The following is a 16410-nucleotide window of genomic DNA, read 5'->3' as shown; positions in this document are numbered from 1 at the left end:
TTCCCGCTAGCGGGCGCGGATCGCTACGGACGCCGCTCGCCGCCGGAAAACACGGCCTTCGCTATGATGCGGCCCGCGTTCGCAGCCTGCGTGCGGAGTTTCCGCCAGTCGAAGCCCTTGTCGATGTCCTGAAGCGTGCGCACGAGTTGCGCGCGCTGCGCCTCGGGCATCTTCTCCGTGATCGCAGCCCAGATCGCATCGACATTATAGAGGCCCACGCCCGTGTCGAGACAGGCCGGGATTGTGTCCTCGGCAGCGAACCCCAGGTCCGCATCCGCCGCTTCGACCGCGCCCCGGATCGAGGCCGCCTTCGCGTTCGACGCGTCGTCGAGATCGTAGGGCGGCGACCATTCCCGCGCGGGCCGCAGCCGATCCACATGGCTCAGCACGAACAGCATGGGCGGGCGGCGACGGTTCGGCCGCTCGGCGAAATGCGCGCGGATGGCTTCGAGCGCGCGGGCGTCGAGGTCGCGATCCGGCCGCACGGCGCTCGCGACCCACAGGATGAGATCCGCGTTCGCCGCTTCCTCCACAAGCGCCTGCAACGGCTGGTCCGGGCTGTCGAGGCCGGGGCTGTCGAGCAGCAGCGCCTGCGGCACGCCCTCGCGCTTCAGTTCGTAAGCCGTGAAGCCGTTCGTCAGCGGAAGCACGTCGGACCCGGCGCGGATTTCGGCGAGAAGCGCATTCACGAGGCTCGACTTGCCCGCATTCACCTGACCGCCGATGAGAAGACGCAACGGCTCGGCCTCTACTTTCGATGCGGCGCGGCGGTCGCGCTCCGTGGCTTCCGTCACATGCGCCTGAAGGTCTTCCGGCTCGACGCGCAGGCGCCCGCCGTAGAGGTCGATGGCGGCGCGGCCGACCTCTTTCACGTAGGCCCGCGCGAGACGCTTGGCGAGTTCCTCTCGCCCCCAGCGATACATCTGGTTCGACATGCGCTCGCGCAGCTCCTGCGTGACCGCCGCTGCCGGGTTCAACATGCGAATGATGCGCCAGATGTCGTAGCCCTTCTGCGCCACGTCGATCAGCGAGCGATACTCATAGATTCGGATCACTTGACCGATGGTGAGCTTGTCGCCGAGCGGGATGTTGTCGGCGACGACGGGTTTGAGGCGCACGGCGACCTGCTCGATGATCGTCAGCGCCTCGGGCGCGGTGAACTCCCAAAGCGGATTTTCCTGTTCCGGGTGAAGCTTCCGGGCGGCGGCGTCGATGGTGCGCTTTCCGAGCGCCCAGAACGCCGCCCAACTTGTCAGGTCGTCCACCTTTACCGTGTCGGCCACTTCGAGCACTGCATCCCACGCCTGATTTTCGCGCGGGGTCCAGGTATCGGCGGCGGCGTCCTCGGGAAGCTCTACGTCGCGCGGCGCTCGGAGCGGGATGTCGAGGCGGCGGAACATGGCGAGCTGGAACAGGAAGGCGAGGCCGACGAAGGCGAATGCGCCCGCGACCCAGTAGAGCGCGTAGCCCTTTTCCCACAGCCACAGGCCGCCAAGCGGGATCAGCGTCAGCGAGGGGAGCACGAAGCACAGCGCGACCAGCGCGAAGCGAAGCCATATCAGATTGTCCTTGCGGCCGCTCATGCAGGCGCGCCTTCGGGCTTGCTGTCGGCTTCCGCCTTCTTTCGAAACCGGAATGCCTCCGACAGCGCAGCGGCGTAGGCTTCGGCCACGCCTTTCGGGTCGCTCTGTCCCAAACGCTGGCGTGCAAGGAAATAGCACGCAGCCTTGCCGATGGCGAAGGTGGTGGCGAAGCTCGTAGCAGCAGCAGCAGCAGCCCCCGCCGTCTGCCCGTAGACCGGGATGAGCTTCGCAAGCTGGCGCGCGCCAAACGCTGCGGCCATGCGCGTCACCACGCCGGCGCCGAGGCATGCGCCGAATTCAGACAATGTGCGACGGTTCCATTCCACGCCGTAGATCCGGGCGAGGCTGTGCAGCATCTTCGCCTGCACGGCGGGCACCGCGACCGCGCCTGCCAGCGGGACCACGTCGGCAGCGGCGGCGGCGCTGGAATAGCCGACAATATGCGGATGCGCTTCGTTCGAGAACGAGTCTCCGGCCCTTGTGCTGCCGTCCTTCAAGGCGGCGACAATGCCGGCGGGCGCGGCCTTTTCGAGCGCGGCGAGTAGCTGGGGTAGGCCGTAATTCACCGGCTCGAAGCCGTCGTCGGGTTGGGTGAAATCGATGGGTACGAACAGCAGGAGGCCATCGCCGGGCAAATCGGCAAACAGTGCGCGCTGGTGGGCGAGGCTTCTGGCGAGGTCCGGCGGTACGGGGCCGATGACTTCGAGCGCCGCGCCCGGCTCGCCGTAGGGATAGGCGGCGGGATGGCCTTCGCCCGTTTTGTAGGCATCGTGCAGCGTGGTCTGTGCCACAACGACCGGCCAGCCGGGGTGCCGCGCGCGCGCCGCCTTCACAGCATTCAACACCGCGTCCTGTTGCGGATCGAGCGCCTTCATGACCGCGAGGATCAGATGCGCCTGGCTTTCATGCACGGCGATGTCTTCTGCCGGATCGTAACCCGCCTCGCCGAGGCCGCGCGTGTCGAGAAAGCGGATCACGGGCGCGTCGGACGGGAAATCGAAGATCTGCGCGGTCCGCGTGCATGGCTTGTAGCCTTGCCCAACCTCCGCCGCCGTGACGCCCGTTAGCGCGCGCACGATAGATGTCTTGCCGGATTGGACCTTGCCGATGAGCCAGATGACGGGCGCCCTGCTTTTCGCAAGCTCCGCCACGCGCTCGTCGGACGGCGCGCTCGCTGCCTGCGGCGTGAGCACATTGTCGCGCACTGCCCTCAAACTGCGGGAGAAGGTGCCTTCAAATTCTTCACGCCAGGTCATCGCCGCCGATTCTGCCCATAAAGCGAGCTATCGATTTAACCCATGAAACACCCTGCGAAGCGGTGTTTTCTTAAGGATGCGCGCTATTATATAGGGAGTAGCGACGCCGTTACAGGCCCGGCGCACTGGATCTTCTGTGACGAGTTCGCCCGCAGGCGCGGCGGGTGTTTCGCTACGCTCGCGGGCCATTGCAGACTTGTCACGGTTCCAAAATTCTGGCACGCTTCCACTGTTGGCGCGATAGCCTGGGCAACGCTCGGCCCGTGAACCATTTGTTTAGCGAAACAAATGCGTTTCGGGATCGAGCTTTTGCGTGCCTGAATGATAACTGGGCAGGGGACGAGAAAATGACGACGGGCGGCATTGACAGCGGGAATTACGGAAGCGAAGCGGCCAAGACCGCAACGCGAAAACATCGCCGCTGATAGCCGCGCGCGCGGCACGGTTCGATAGCGCGCTCGATGAACGACATAGAACCGACTCCTCATTAAAAATCCCTTGCGAATACCTAGAGCCATGACCGATACCGCGATGCCTTCCTGTGACAGCTCCCATTCCGCCCACGGCTTTCCCGAGCCTCAGGGGCTTTATCATCCCTCGCGTGAGCATGACGCCTGCGGTCTTGGCCTCATCGCCAATATCAAGGGCGTAAAGAGCCACGCAATCGTGCAGGACGCGCTCAAGATCCTGCTCAACCTCGAACATCGCGGTGCGGTCGGCGCTGACCCTCTCGCGGGCGACGGCGCTGGCATTCTCGTGCAGCTCCCGCACGATTTCTTCGTCGCGGAAGGCGAACGGATCGGCTTCAAGCTGCCGCAGCCCGGATATTATGGCGTCGGCCAGCTCTTCATGCCGCAGAACGCCGAGGTTCGCGCGAAGTGCGAAACCGTCGTGGAAACGGTGCTCGCCGAGCAGGGGCTGCCGTTCATCGGCTGGCGCGACGTGCCGGTCAATAATGAGTCGCTGCCCGAGATCGTGACCGCGACCGAGCCGTTCCAGCGGCAGGTGTTCATCGGCCGCCCGCATTGCATCTCCGACGAGAGCGCCTTCGAGCGCGCGCTTTACGTGGCGCGGCGCATCATCTCGAACCGCGTTCGCGCGGAAGTCGGCGTCGACATCAACTTCTATCCCGTTTCGTGCTCCTGCCGGACCATCGTCTACAAGGGCATGTTCCTGTCGTACCAACTCGGCGAATATTACAACGACCTGCATCATCCGCTGTTCGCTTCGGCGCTGGCGCTCGTACATCAGCGCTTCTCCACGAACACCTTCCCGTCGTGGAAGCTCGCGCACCCGTATCGCATGGTCTGCCACAATGGCGAGATCAACACGCTGCGCGGCAACGTGAACTGGATGGCGGCCCGGCAGGCGAGCGTTTCGTCCCCGCTGTTTGGCGGCGAGATTCAGAAGCTTTGGCCGATTTCCTATGAGGGCCAGTCCGACACCGCGTGCTTCGACAACGCGCTCGAATTTCTGTTGCAGGGCGGCTATAGCCTCGCGCACGCCATGATGCTGCTGATCCCCGAAGCCTGGGGCGGCAACGCGCTCATGGACGAAAAGCGGCACGCCTTTTACGAATATCATGCCTCACTCATGGAGCCGTGGGACGGCCCGGCGGCCATCGCATTCACGGACGGCAAGCAGGTCGGCGCAACGCTCGACCGTAATGGCCTTCGCCCGGCGCGCTACATCGTGACCACCGACGACCGTGTCATCCTCGCGTCCGAAGCGGGCACGCTGCAGGTGCCGGAAGAGAAGATCGTCCACAAGTGGCGGCTTCAGCCCGGCAAGATGCTGCTGATCGACCTCGAAGAAGGCCGCATCATCTCCGACGACGAGATCAAGACCGAACTCGCCAGCATGCGCCCTTATCAGGAGTGGCTGAAGCACGGTCAGGTGCGCGTCGAAAATCTGCCGGCTGCCGCGCCGTCGCAGTCGAAGACGAACGTGGCGCTGCTCGACCGTCAGCAGGCGTTCGGCTACACGCAGGAAAGCTGGAAATTCCTTCTTGCGCCGATGATCGAGACCGGGCAGGAAGCCATCGGCTCGATGGGCACCGACACGCCCATTTCCGCGCTCTCGTCGCGGCCGAAGCTGCTCCACACCTATTTCAAGCAGAACTTTGCGCAGGTCACGAACCCGCCCATCGACCCGATCCGCGAGGAACTGGTCATGAGCCTTGTGTCGTTCATCGGCCCGCGCCCGAATATCCTCGACCTGCACGGCACGTGGAAGCTGAAGCGGCTCGAAGTCTCGCAGCCGATCCTGACGAACGAGGATCTGGAGCGTATCCGCCACATCGCGGATCACCCCGACACGCCGTTCCGCACCATCACGCTCGACGCAACTTACGGCGCGGACCTCGGCGCGCCCGGCATGGAACGCGCGCTCGACCTCCTTTGCAAGCGCGCGGAAACCTCCGTCCTTCAGGGTTGGAACATCATCATCGTGTCCGACCGCGAGGCGGGGCCTGACAGCATCCCGATCCCGAGCCTTCTCGCGACGAGCGCTGTGCATCATCACCTCATCCGCAAGGGCCTGCGCACGTCCGTCGGCCTCGTGGTCGAAACGGCCGAGGCGCACGAGATCCATCAGTTCGCGGTGCTCGCGGGCTTCGGCGCGGAAGCCATCAACCCGTATCTCGCTTTCGAGACGATCGAGGCGAAGCTCGGCGAATTTTCAAAGCCGATCCCGAAGAAGGAAGCCGAGAAGCGCTATGTGAAGGCCATCGGCAAGGGCCTGATGAAGGTGATGTCCAAGATGGGCATCTCCACCTATCAGTCCTATTGCGGTGCGCAGATCTTCGACGCTGTGGGGCTTCGCTCGGACTTCGTGAACAAGTATTTCACCGGCACGCAGACCGCCATCGAGGGCGTCGGGCTGGAAGAGATCGCGCGCGAAACCGCCGAGCGTCATCGCCTTGCCTTCTCCGACGCGCCCGTGCTCAAGAGCGCGCTCGATGTCGGCGGCGAATACGCCTATCGCGTGCGCGGCGAGGATCACGTCTGGACGCCCGACACCGTGGGCGATCTCCAGCATGCGGTGCGCGGCAATCTGCCGGATAAGTATCGCTCGTTCGCGAAGAGCATCAACGAGCAGGCCGAGCGCCTGATGACCATTCGCGGCCTGTTCCGCATCAAGGACGCGGGCGAACTCGGGCGCGCGCCGGTGCCGGTCGAAGAAGTGGAACCGGCCGTCGAGATCGTGAAGCGCTTTGCCACCGGCGCGATGTCCTTCGGCTCGATCAGCCGCGAGGCGCATACGACGCTCGCCATCGCCATGAACCGCATCGGCGGCAAGTCAAACACGGGCGAAGGCGGCGAGGAAGCCGACCGTTTCAAGCCGCTTCCGAGCGGCGACAGCATGCGCTCCGCCATCAAGCAGGTGGCGTCGGGCCGTTTCGGTGTTACGACGGAATATCTCGTCAACTCCGACATGATGCAGATCAAGGTGGTGCAGGGCGCGAAGCCGGGCGAAGGCGGTCAGCTTCCGGGCCACAAGGTGGACGATACCATCGCGAAGGTGCGCCACTCGACGGCGGGCGTCGGCCTCATCTCGCCGCCGCCGCACCATGACATCTATTCTATCGAAGATCTGGCGCAGCTCATCTTCGACCTGAAGAACGTGAACCCCGAAGCCGACGTCAGCGTGAAGCTCGGCTCCGAGGTGGGCGTGGGCACGGTTGCGGCGGGCGTCGCGAAAGCGCGCGCGGACCACATCACCATCGCGGGCTTCGAGGGCGGCACGGGCGCTTCGCCGCTGACTTCGATCAAGCATTGCGGCAGTCCGTGGGAAATCGGCCTCGCCGAAACGCAACAGACGCTGGTTCTCAATCGCCTGCGCGGCCGCATCGCGTTACAGGTCGACGGCGGCATCCGCACGGGCCGCGACGTGCTCGTCGGTGCGCTTCTCGGCGCGGACGAGTTCGGCTTCGCGACGGCACCGCTGATCGCGGCGGGCTGCGTGATGATGCGCAAATGCCACCTCAACACATGCCCCGTCGGCGTCGCCACGCAAGACCCTGTGCTGCGCGCGCGCTTCAAGGGCACGCCGGAGCATGTCATCAACTACTTCTTCTTCGTGGCGGAAGAGGTCCGCGAATATATGGCGGCGCTTGGCGTCCGCTCCTTCAACGAGCTTGTCGGCCGCACCGACTGGCTCGACAAGGAGAAGGCGATCCAGCACTGGAAGGCGCAGGGCCTCGACTTTACGAAGATGTTCCACAAGCCGGACATGCCGGCGGGCGTCGCGAGCTACCACAGCGAGCGGCAGAACCACCCGATTGCGCATGTGCTCGACCGGAAGCTGATCGAACTCGCGAAGCCTGCGCTCGAAGAGGGCACAGCCGTCAAGCTCGAAGTGCCGATCCACAGCGCCGACCGTTCGACAGGCGCGATGCTGTCCGGCCGCGTCGCCAAGGCTTACGGCTATGCGGGCCTGCCGGAAGACACGATCTGGATCTCGCTCAAGGGCACGGCCGGGCAGAGCTTCGGCGCCTGGGTCGCGAAGGGCGTCACGCTCGATCTCGAAGGCGATGGCAACGACTACGTTGGCAAGGGCCTCTCGGGCGGAAAGCTGATCGTGCGCCCGCCGTCGAACACGTCGGTTGTGCCGGAGGAAAGCATCATCGTCGGCAACACCGTGCTTTATGGCGCGATTTCCGGCTCGTGCTACTTCCGCGGCGTCGCGGGTGAGCGCTTCGGGGTGCGAAACTCGGGCGCGGTTGCCGTCGTCGAAGGGACCGGCGATCACGGTTGCGAATATATGACGGGCGGCTGCGTTGTGGTTCTCGGCAAGACGGGGCGCAACTTCGCGGCGGGCATGTCGGGCGGCATCGCCTATGTGCTCGACGAGGACGGCTCGTTCCCGAAGCGCTGCAACATGGCGATGGTCGAGCTTGAGCCCGTCGATCCGGGCGATGTCTCGCCCTTCAATCAGGCAAGCGGCGACACGCTGGAGCGCTTCAACTACGTGCACCTCATGCACGACATGACGCGCGACGACGAACTGCGCCTTGTGCGCCTGATCGAAAATCATCGCCGCTACACCGGATCGGAACGCGCGAAGACCATTCTCGAAAACTGGTCCTTGTATCTGCCGAAATTCGTGAAAATCATGCCGACCGAATATCGCAAGGCGCTCGAAAACCAGAAGCGGCTGAAGGTTGCGCCGACCCCGCCGGAGCAGGCGGAAATCTCCATCGGTGTGACCGCCGCTGGCTAGCGACGCGAGCGGGTAGCCACGGCGCTGCCCCTTTGTCGTTGGACCACCGACGGAAGCGGAGGTTTGCGACGCTTGGCGGCAACGCCGAACAACAGGAAACGACGGCTGGCGCATGCGGGCCGACAGCATGCAGCGCGGGTAAGACAATGGGAAAGATCACCGGTTTTCTTGAGATTGAGCGCGAGGAGCGCGATTACGCACCCGTCGCGGAGCGCACGCGGCATTTCCGCGAGTTCGTGCTGCCGCCGACGAGCGAGGAAGTGAGCCGTCAGGCCGCGCGCTGCATGGATTGTGGCGTGCCGTATTGCCATCGCGGCTGCCCGATCAACAACCAGATCCCGGACTGGAACGACCTCGTCTATCACGACGAATGGGAAGCAGCGGCGAGAAACCTCCATTCGACGAACAACTTCCCCGACGTTACGGGACGCATCTGCCCGGCGCCTTGCGAGGCCTCCTGCACGCTCAACATCGACGACGTGCCCGTTACCATCAAGAGCATCGAGTGCGCCATCGCGGACCGCGCTTTTGACGAGGGCTTCATCGTGCCGGAACCGGCCGAGGTGAAGACCGGCAAGCGCGTGGCCGTGGTCGGCTCCGGTCCGTCGGGGCTCGCCGCCGCGCAGCAGCTTGCGCGTGCGGGCCACGATGTGCACGTTTACGAGAAGAACGCGATGCCGGGCGGTCTCTTGCGCTACGGCATCCCGGATTTCAAGCTTGAGAAGCAGGTCATCGAACGGCGCGTCGCGCAGATGCAGGCGGAGGGCGTGACCTTCCATTGCGGAGTCCATGTTGGCGTGACGGTGCCAGTCGCAGAACTCGAGCGCGATTTTGATGCCGTGCTTCTGGCCGGCGGTTCGGAGCGCCCGCGCGACCTTCCGGTCCCGGGTCGTGAGTTGAGGGGCGTCGAATTTGCGATGAGCTTCCTCGCGCAGCAGAACAGGCGCGTTTCGGGCGAGCCACTCGGCGATGTGGAGCCGATCCTTGCCACGGGCAAGCGCGTCGTGGTGATCGGCGGCGGCGACACCGGCTCGGACTGCATCGGCACCTCCATTCGTCAGGGCGCGGCGTCGGTGACGCAGATCGAAATCATGCCGAAGCCCCCCGTGAAGGAAAACAAGGATTTGACTTGGCCGCAGTGGCCGTTGAAGCTTCGCACGTCGTCGAGCCAAGAGGAAGGTGCCCTCCGAGAGTTCAGCGTGATGACGAGCCGCTTCGAAGGCAACGCCAAGGGCGACGTCACGCGGCTTCACTGCGTGCGCGTCGACGACAGGATGAAGGTCGTTCCCGGCAGCGAATTCGTGCTCGACGCAGATCTTGTTTTGCTTGCGATGGGCTTCGTTTCACCGGTCAAGGAGGGGTTGCTTGCCGACCTCGGCGTCGAACTCGACGGGCGCGGCAACGTCAAGGCAACCGACAGCGACTATGCGACGTCGCGCCCGAAGGTCTTCGCGGCGGGCGACATGCGGCGCGGGCAATCGCTCGTTGTCTGGGCGATTCGCGAGGGTCGTCAGGCCGCGCATGCGATCGACATTGCGCTGATGGGGACGACGCTTCTGCCGCGATGAAAGTTCACCCGGAGCCAAGACTGGCGCCGTTCTCCGCCGTTCGCAACCCGCGTCCAAGCGACTCGGGGAAGGGCTTTCACACACCCGGTTCGCGAAGGAAAACGTCAAGCTATATACATCAGCCCTCCGACATAGGAGCCCGGGCTTGTGTGGGTCAATGCCATCGCTCCGGTCGGTCTTCGCGTCATGCGGCTTCCGCTCGCCGAGCTGCCGCCACCTCGCCCCGGAGGCTTAGCGCCTCGGCGACGTGGATCGCGTGAACTCCGGAGCTTGCGTCGAGATCGGCCACGGTGCGCGCAAGCCTCAGGGTGCGGTGGTAGCCCCGCGCCGAAAGCCTCGCGATATCCGCCGCCTTCTCCAGCATGGCGAGGGCTTCGCGACTGAGGGCGCAAAAATCGTCGAGCAGCGCGGCCGGACAATTGGCGTTTGTCGTGATCGATTCATTACCGATAATGGAATAGCGTTTCATCTGGATTGAGCGGGCCGCAGCCACACGCGCTGCAACCTCTGCACTGCCCTCTTGCGCTGGCGGAAGGGCGAGGTCGGTCGCCTTGACCGGCGCCACGGGGGTCTGGATATCGATCCTGTCCCAGAGTGGACCGGAAATGCGTCCTCGATAGTTTTCCTCGCAGCGCTTTCCGTGCTTGCAGGTTATCCCCGGTGTCCAGGCGTGGCCGCAGCGGCACGGGTTCATCGCCGCCACGAGTTGGAAGCGCGATGGATACCGGATGCGGTGGTTGACGCGGGCAATGATGGTTTCGCCGCTTTCGATAGGCTGCCGGAGCGCATCGAGAACGTGTGGCGGAAATTCCGGTATTATGGAGCAAACTCACCATTTATGGTGATACGTTATCGGGTTAAGTTTCCATCACACCAGCCATAGCTTCATAGATAGCGAGCTTCAATTCCTCGCTGTCATCTTCCATGGCGATCATGGAGACTATGATCTTATGTAGTAGTTCCTTGTTGATTCGATTGTCGGCAACTGCCACTACGACGTTTTCCATTTTTACAATAAATTCGTCGGCTATGTAATCATACCCATTCAATGAAAAGAATTGCGCCGTCGCCACTAGTGCTGTTCTTTTGTTTCCATCATTGAAGCAGTGCCCTTTGCAAATAGCATAATAAACGTGTGATGCTTTGTGGGAGATAGTTGGGTAGTAATCGTCGTTCTGGACGTGAAAAAGTATGCTTTCTAGCTGCCCTGCATCTCTAATACCAGGAAGCCCACCGCTCACCCGCAGCATGCTCGCGTGGGCCTCGATTACGTCATCAAAACGCAAATATATTAGACTTGGTGGCACTAGCGATCCTTAAGGCGTTTTAGCGCGTCCTTGGCATCTTCCAGACGCTTTTCTAGATCCTTGCTCTTCTCACCTAAAAACCTTTCGAACTCTGCGGGCGTCACCGGAACGATATAGTTTTCGAGCTGCACATGTAGGGCATCTCGGAAAGCCAAATCTCGGCTAGCCATGCGCTGACGTGCACGTTCTTTCAGAGGATGCCAGAGGGCTTGTGCGTCGAATTGCTTCAAAACCACGTCAGCCTCGTTGATCAAAAGCGGACTTCCTTTGTGTTCGAATTCCCTATGCAGCGCGTCCGCAAAGCCGAACTCGAACGAGGCGATCAAGTCCAGCACTTCTGAGTAGAACGTATCACGAGTGCAATCTTCCTTTTGCAATCGGAGTACCTTCCGGTATTCCCGCGCTTTCTCCAAAAAAATGCACTCGTATACCTTATCGGTGTAATATGCGTATTTGAATTGCCTATCGACGACGTACGCCTTGAGCGCATCGGTAAGCTGTTTCCGATAGCTATCCCCAGCGTACGCCGCCAGAAGATACCCTTCATCTCGCTGGTTGATATATTTCGTACCGCCGCCTGATCGTGACGTGACGCTATCAATCGCCACATCCAAGATAGCCTGTCGTAGCACGCGCGCACGCTCGCTCTCTGTGAGGAGCATAGCCAAATTCAAAAACGCTCGAAAATCGAATAGACCAAGAACAGATGCAGTCTTTAGGGTAACGAAGAGGGCTTCGCTACCCTCGTTTGTCTCAAGGGCGTTTTTGAACATTTTCAGGCGCTTACCCCTGATAACCTCATAGCCATTGCCTACCAGCTCGTCGCCATAGCGTTCAATGTATGCATCAATTGTTCTTGTGCTCACATCAAAGAATTCGGCTATTTGCTCCTTTGTGACTACCGTCTTACCTTCAAATTGGATTCCTGAAATTCCTGCACGTGGCTCTATCTCTGAAACAGCATGCTTATTGTTCAGGATATTTTGCCGGTGGACTGCTGATGTCGTTAGATCGCGAGCCATGGTGTTCTCGTTATCGAGGAAGGGGGGCTAAGTTTATTCCCATCGCTTCCATGCATTGGAGCAGGAAGGCGGAGCTAAAGCCGCCCCGGCTTATTTTGTTGGCAAGGCCTCCCGCGCTTATCTGCACGCCCATTTCATTCAGGCGCGCGGCCAACTCCTCAACACCGACCCCCTTCTGTACCATGGCGTAACGTAACAGGGCCTTCGCCTTGTCCTCGAATTGCGCGTTTATCGGGTTATCTTTGCGGGCCTCCGGCTTTGGCGGAAGGCTTCGCTGTGCAATCATCGCTTCTGGCATGCAAATCACCTCTTTTGGTGATTTTAACACTTGACGCGCAAGCGGTCTAGGTGCATATTCAAATCACCAAATATGGTGATTGATATGGCTCAGCACTTCCTTCTTTCCCCGGCGGCTCGCACACTCTCCCTTGCGAAGGTTCTTCGCATGTCGGACGCGCAAGCAGAAGAAGCCTTCCGCGCGGTCCGGTGGGCGGATGGCAATCCGGTTTGCCCGGAGTGCGGCGGAACAAGCCACTACGACCTCAAGAGCCGCCCTGTCTGGAAGTGCAAGGCGTGCTCCAAGCAATTCAGCCTCACCTCCGGCACGATCTTTCACAGCCGCAAGCTTCGCATCCGCGACATTCTCGGAGCCATTGCGATCTTCACCAATGGCGCGAAGGGCTATTCCGCGCTTCAGCTTTCCCGCGATCTTGGTTGCGACTACAAGACCTGCTTCGTTCTCCTCCACAAGCTGCGTGAATCCATAAAGGCGGCTCGCGATGAAGGCGCTTTGCAAGGCGATGTTGAACTTGATGGAGCCTATTTCGGCGGCCACGTTCGCCCGGAAAACCGCAAGGAAGATCGCAAGGACCGCCGCCTTGCTGAAAACCAGACCGGCAAGCGCCAAGTCGTCGTCGTCGCTCGCGAGCGTCAAGGTCGCACGATCACGACCGTTGCCAAGACGGAAGCTGCGGGCGTGGCCTTTGCTCGCAAGTCCATCGCGACCGGCTCAACCGTTCACGCTGATGAAGCGTCGCATTGGGACCAACTCGCGGCCAACTTCCCGATAAAGCGTATCAACCATCAGGTCGAATACAGCGCCGCCGATGGAGCCTGCACCAACCAAGCCGAATCCTTCTTCTCTCGCATCCGTCGCGCCGAAATCGGCATTCACCACCATGTCGCGGGCGTTTACCTGCATGCTTACGCTACGGAAATGGCGTGGCGGGAAGACGCCCGCCGTCAGTCGAACGGGAATCAATTTGCGATGCTTGTCAGCGCTGCCGCCGCCGCGCCAAAGTCAGAGCAATGGCGCGGCTACTGGCAGCGTCGGTGCGCCTAGGCTATTCCCTAATAGTTCCAGATTTTAAGATTGTCTCCCATTCAATCACAGCTTGATTGAACGCGGCGCGCGCGTCCTCTTCACTGTTGGCTGTAACCCCGATTTTCAGGGGCGCGTCTCGCCCTGATACCGCGATCCATCCACCGCTACGCCTCTTGCTAATTTCAGGAGCGATTTGCATAGGCTTGTTCTCCATGAGAGCTTCTCTTGTCCATTCACACCCACAACAAGCGAATTATAAAAAAAAATCCGCAATATAATCAAATTGTTATAAGATTCTTTTGATTGGTACGTAACAAGGCGTTGACGCCAAGTACAGCGCTGGGTTATCTGTACAAGGCAATGCAGAGGTCGAAACGTGCCAGTTACATCCGAGAAACCAGCCCCTTACGCTCCCCACTCATCAATCGTCGAATTGATTGAGCGATACCGCAATCGCGGCCTACCGTCCCCGGTAACAGCCGACGTACTATTGCGCGCTGGGATCTCCCAGAGTCTTGTTTCTAGGACATTATATGCATTGCAAGTTCTCGACCTCATCGATGAACAGGGTGCTCCAACCAAGACCTTTGAGGGCCTCCGCCTCGCTCCTGAAGCCGAGTACAAGCAACGCCTATCTCAGTGGTTACAAAGCGCATACGCTGACGTATTGAAGTTCGTTGACCCCGCAGACGACGACGAAACCAAGATTAGGGATGCATTCAGAAGCTACCAACCAGTAGGCCAGCAGGCTCGAATGATAACCCTTTTCCTTGGCCTGCTGGCTGCTGCTGGTATGGTTGCGGAAAAACGTGGGAGCCAACCCCGGCGTCCATCGAGCCCGCCGCAAAAAAGTCAAAGGGCGTCAAACGGAACATCGCAAACCAGCAAGCCAAGCCCTGAAAATAAAAAGGAAACTGTAACCGCCTCACCGACGCCCCATCAACAGACGTCGCATGACGATTCATATGAAAAGCTGTTGCTGGAAAAATTCCCAGCCTTCGACCCGTCATGGACCGAAGATCTAAAGAAGGCTTGGTTTGAGGGCTTTAAGCAGTTTCAGGAAATGGCGCGCAAAGACCGCGCATAAGATTTCGGCCTCGGATGTGGCGTCCGAGGCCGTTTAATGGCGGGTCGCGCCCGCTAACCCAGCCCCTTGAAGCGGGCGTAACCGAAAGGCAGGGTGATCGAAAGTGCGGAAAGTCCGCATTATAAGAACGTAGCGGTGAGGCCATGTCATTGAGATCGCTTCCCAATGGCATGGCCCCCCGCAATGATAATTGGGCGAGGATGTAAGCCAAGCCCAAACCTATCAGGGAATTACCCCTGGTAGGAACCGAAGACCGCTCAGCGGTCGACGAATCAGCTCTTGACATATGAATCATATTGATTCGCACGTCAACCCACTGAGCGGTCCCTGCATGAAGAAAGGAATATTATGCAGGACCGGAAAGTAACACCGGACATGGTTCCGGTTATCAAATTGGCCCGACAGATGAAGATCAATTACGCGCGAATCGCGTCGTATTACGTCATCAATCAGGGCCGGGTCGCGGACGTTGTGAAGGGGAGGCTCTTCCCCAACATCCCGCCAGCGAGCCAACTTCCGGCAGATTTCCCATCTGCTTAGGCGGCAAGGAGGGGCGGTTATCCGCCCCTTTTCAGTCTCCAGAGCTTGTAAGGGCCGTTCGCGCCGTGGTCTGTCGTTTGGCCCGTGCACTCAATGAGATCCTGATTTACAGCAGTCTTTATGCAGGCCCCGATGCGCTTCCTTATCGCTGTCAAGGTGGCCTCATCGGCATTCAAGCCGCGATCCCTAACCCAAAGCTCTGTAAGATCCCTTGATGTCATCGGGCTTGACGCCTCACGCAAGGTGCTGAGAACGAAGCGCTTCACGCTGCCTTTCTGGGCGCGGTGCTTCGTGACGTATTCCTTTATCGCTTGGGTATCCGCCTTCGGGTCGAATAGACGGATGCAGGCGTCTAAGTGGTCTATGTCCACAGTTAGTTTTTTGATCTCGTTGCGATAACGCTCGCGTAGGTCGCAAAGCTCCTTATGCTTGGCGACAAGGCCAGAGACGGTGTTGGGGCGTTCGTATTCTGTCATCCCCACATGATATCACCTTATAAGGTGATATCAATAACTAAATTTGGTGAGTTTGCTCCATAATACCGGGAAATTCGGGCAATTCATCAAGAAAGAGCACGCCGTGATGGGCGAGCGCCACCTCGCCCGGCTTTGGCTTCGCACCGCCGCCCACCAGAGCGGCCATGCTCGCCGAGTGATGCGGCGCGCGAAATGGCCTGGTCGCGGTCAGCGTTCCATTCACAATAGTCCCCGCGATGCTTTGTACCATCGCAACCTCGAGCAACTCATGAGGCTCGAGTGGTGGCAAGATACCGGGCAATCGCTGGGCCATCATTGATTTGCCTGCACCCGGCGGGCCAATCATCAACATATGATGTCCGCCAGCGGCCGCGACCTCCAGCGCGCGTTTGGCGCTTTCCTGCCCGCGCACGTCCCTCAGGTCGGAGGAAGATCCGGCGCTGCGTTCGAGATGGGGCTTTGGCCGTGCGAGCGTGGACGTGCCCTTGAGGTGATTGACAAGTTGCGTGAGATGCGAAGGCGCAACAATGGGCATTTCCGCCGAAGCCCATGCTGCCTCCGGCCCTGAACCGGCTGGGCAGATCAACCCTTTGTCAAGGCCGCTCGCGCCAAAAGCCGCAGGCAACGCGCCTGTGATCGGACCGAGCGAGCCGTCGAGGCCGAGCTCACCGATAACGATGAAATCCTTCAGCAAGTCACCGGGGATCGCCCCGGCCGCAGCCATCACGCCGAGCGCAATGGGCAGATCGTAATGCGTGCCTTCCTTCGGCAGGTCGGCGGGTGCGAGATTGACGGTGATGCGCTTCGCGGGAAGCCCGAGGCCGATTGCGGTAAGGGCTGCGCGTACGCGTTCGCGGCTTTCTCCCACGGATTTGTCCGGCAGGCCCACGATGGAAAAAGACGGGAGCCCGGGTGCGATCAGCACCTGAACATCGACCTGTTTCGCGTCGATGCCCTCGAACGTTACGGTTGATATCTGCGCGAACATTTACGCCACCCACTCGCCTACCTTCAATAAGTGGAA

11 protein-coding genes and 1 pseudogene are annotated in these 16410 nt (G+C 60.7%); 4 read left to right on the top strand and 8 right to left on the bottom strand.

Annotated elements, in window-relative coordinates; all coding sequences use genetic code 11:
• Nucleotides 1–23: 23 nt before the first annotated feature.
• Both RVAN_RS08290 and RVAN_RS08285 read right to left on the bottom strand, forming a co-directional pair.
• The gene (locus RVAN_RS08290) at nt 24–1583 is read right to left on the bottom strand and encodes a GTPase family protein (RefSeq protein WP_013419292.1); all 1560 of its coding nucleotides are present in this window, start codon (nt 1581–1583) and stop codon (nt 24–26) included.
• Nucleotides 1580–2839 carry a GTPase family protein gene (locus RVAN_RS08285; protein WP_013419291.1) on the bottom strand — a complete coding sequence of 420 codons (1260 nt, stop codon included), beginning with the start codon at nt 2837–2839 and terminating at the stop codon, nt 1580–1582. The genes RVAN_RS08290 and RVAN_RS08285 overlap by 4 nt, the downstream gene beginning before the upstream one ends.
• 516 nt (nt 2840–3355) lie before the next feature.
• Here RVAN_RS08285 and gltB point away from each other — a divergent pair.
• Together gltB and RVAN_RS08275 are read left to right on the top strand one after the other, a co-directional pair.
• Nucleotides 3356–8062 (top strand): glutamate synthase large subunit, encoded by a 4707-nt coding sequence (gltB, locus tag RVAN_RS08280; protein WP_013419290.1) that lies wholly within the window; start codon nt 3356–3358, stop codon nt 8060–8062.
• Nucleotides 8063–8208: 146 nt separating this feature from the next.
• Nucleotides 8209–9630: a glutamate synthase subunit beta gene (locus RVAN_RS08275; protein WP_013419289.1), complete on the top strand. Its 1422-nt coding sequence runs from the start codon at nt 8209–8211 to the stop codon at nt 9628–9630.
• 184 nt (nt 9631–9814) lie between these two features.
• Here the strand turns inward: RVAN_RS08275 and RVAN_RS19610 are convergent, their stop codons facing one another.
• From RVAN_RS19610 to RVAN_RS08255, 4 genes are read right to left on the bottom strand one after another with little or no spacing between them, the layout of a single operon-like run.
• Nucleotides 9815–10447: an ATP-binding protein gene (locus tag RVAN_RS19610; RefSeq protein ID WP_280642136.1), complete on the bottom strand. Its 633-nt coding sequence runs from the start codon at nt 10445–10447 to the stop codon at nt 9815–9817.
• 40 nt (nt 10448–10487) lie between these two features.
• Nucleotides 10488–10937: a type II toxin-antitoxin system death-on-curing family toxin gene (locus RVAN_RS08265; RefSeq protein ID WP_013419288.1), complete on the bottom strand. Its 450-nt coding sequence runs from the start codon at nt 10935–10937 to the stop codon at nt 10488–10490.
• Nucleotides 10937–11959, bottom strand: coding sequence for a hypothetical protein (locus tag RVAN_RS08260; protein ID WP_013419287.1), 1023 nt, complete (start codon nt 11957–11959; stop codon nt 10937–10939). Before RVAN_RS08260 ends, RVAN_RS08265 begins: the two co-directional genes overlap by 1 nt.
• A gap of 10 nt (nt 11960–11969) precedes the next feature.
• A complete protein-coding gene (locus RVAN_RS08255) occupies nt 11970–12257 on the bottom strand; it encodes a DUF6471 domain-containing protein (RefSeq protein WP_013419286.1) in 288 nt (95 codons plus the stop codon).
• Between the two features lie 84 nt (nt 12258–12341).
• Here RVAN_RS08255 and RVAN_RS08250 point away from each other — a divergent pair, with 84 nt between their 5' ends.
• Nucleotides 12342–13301 (top strand): IS1595 family transposase, encoded by a 960-nt coding sequence (locus tag RVAN_RS08250; protein WP_041787372.1) that lies wholly within the window; start codon nt 12342–12344, stop codon nt 13299–13301.
• A gap of 358 nt (nt 13302–13659) precedes the next feature.
• Nucleotides 13660–14370 carry a DUF5343 domain-containing protein gene (locus RVAN_RS08240; protein WP_013419284.1) on the top strand — a complete coding sequence of 237 codons (711 nt, stop codon included), beginning with the start codon at nt 13660–13662 and terminating at the stop codon, nt 14368–14370.
• 557 nt (nt 14371–14927) lie between these two features.
• Here the strand turns inward: RVAN_RS08240 and RVAN_RS08230 are convergent.
• Together RVAN_RS08230 and RVAN_RS08225 are read right to left on the bottom strand one after the other, a co-directional pair.
• On the bottom strand, nt 14928–15386 hold the full coding sequence (locus RVAN_RS08230; protein WP_013419282.1) for a hypothetical protein: 459 nt from the start codon (nt 15384–15386) through the stop codon (nt 14928–14930).
• Between the two features lie 43 nt (nt 15387–15429).
• Nucleotides 15430–16374 (bottom strand): annotated as a pseudogene (locus tag RVAN_RS08225) (YifB family Mg chelatase-like AAA ATPase); the annotation flags it as partial.
• Nucleotides 16375–16410 lie beyond the last annotated feature (36 nt).

The sequence above is a fragment of the Rhodomicrobium vannielii ATCC 17100 genome (genome assembly GCF_000166055.1).
Lineage (GTDB): Bacteria > Pseudomonadota > Alphaproteobacteria > Rhizobiales > Rhodomicrobiaceae > Rhodomicrobium > Rhodomicrobium vannielii.
Note: the sequence above shows the minus strand (reverse complement) of the source record. Positions and strands in the feature narration are given on the sequence as shown.

Bases quoted from the DNA above. Each gene is read 5' to 3' on its own strand.
- RVAN_RS08290 (WP_013419292.1), bottom strand. From the start codon at position 1,583: ATGAGCGGCCGCAAGGACAATCTGATATGGCTTCGCTTCGCGCTGGTC.
- RVAN_RS08285 (WP_013419291.1), bottom strand. From the start codon at position 2,839: ATGACCTGGCGTGAAGAATTTGAAGGCACCTTCTCCCGCAGTTTGAGG.
- gltB (WP_013419290.1), top strand. From the start codon at position 3,356: ATGACCGATACCGCGATGCCTTCCTGTGACAGCTCCCATTCCGCCCAC.
- RVAN_RS08275 (WP_013419289.1), top strand. From the start codon at position 8,209: ATGGGAAAGATCACCGGTTTTCTTGAGATTGAGCGCGAGGAGCGCGAT.
- RVAN_RS08260 (WP_013419287.1), bottom strand. From the start codon at position 11,959: ATGGCTCGCGATCTAACGACATCAGCAGTCCACCGGCAAAATATCCTG.
- RVAN_RS08255 (WP_013419286.1), bottom strand. From the start codon at position 12,257: ATGCCAGAAGCGATGATTGCACAGCGAAGCCTTCCGCCAAAGCCGGAG.
- RVAN_RS08250 (WP_041787372.1), top strand. From the start codon at position 12,342: ATGGCTCAGCACTTCCTTCTTTCCCCGGCGGCTCGCACACTCTCCCTT.
- RVAN_RS08230 (WP_013419282.1), bottom strand. From the start codon at position 15,386: ATGACAGAATACGAACGCCCCAACACCGTCTCTGGCCTTGTCGCCAAG.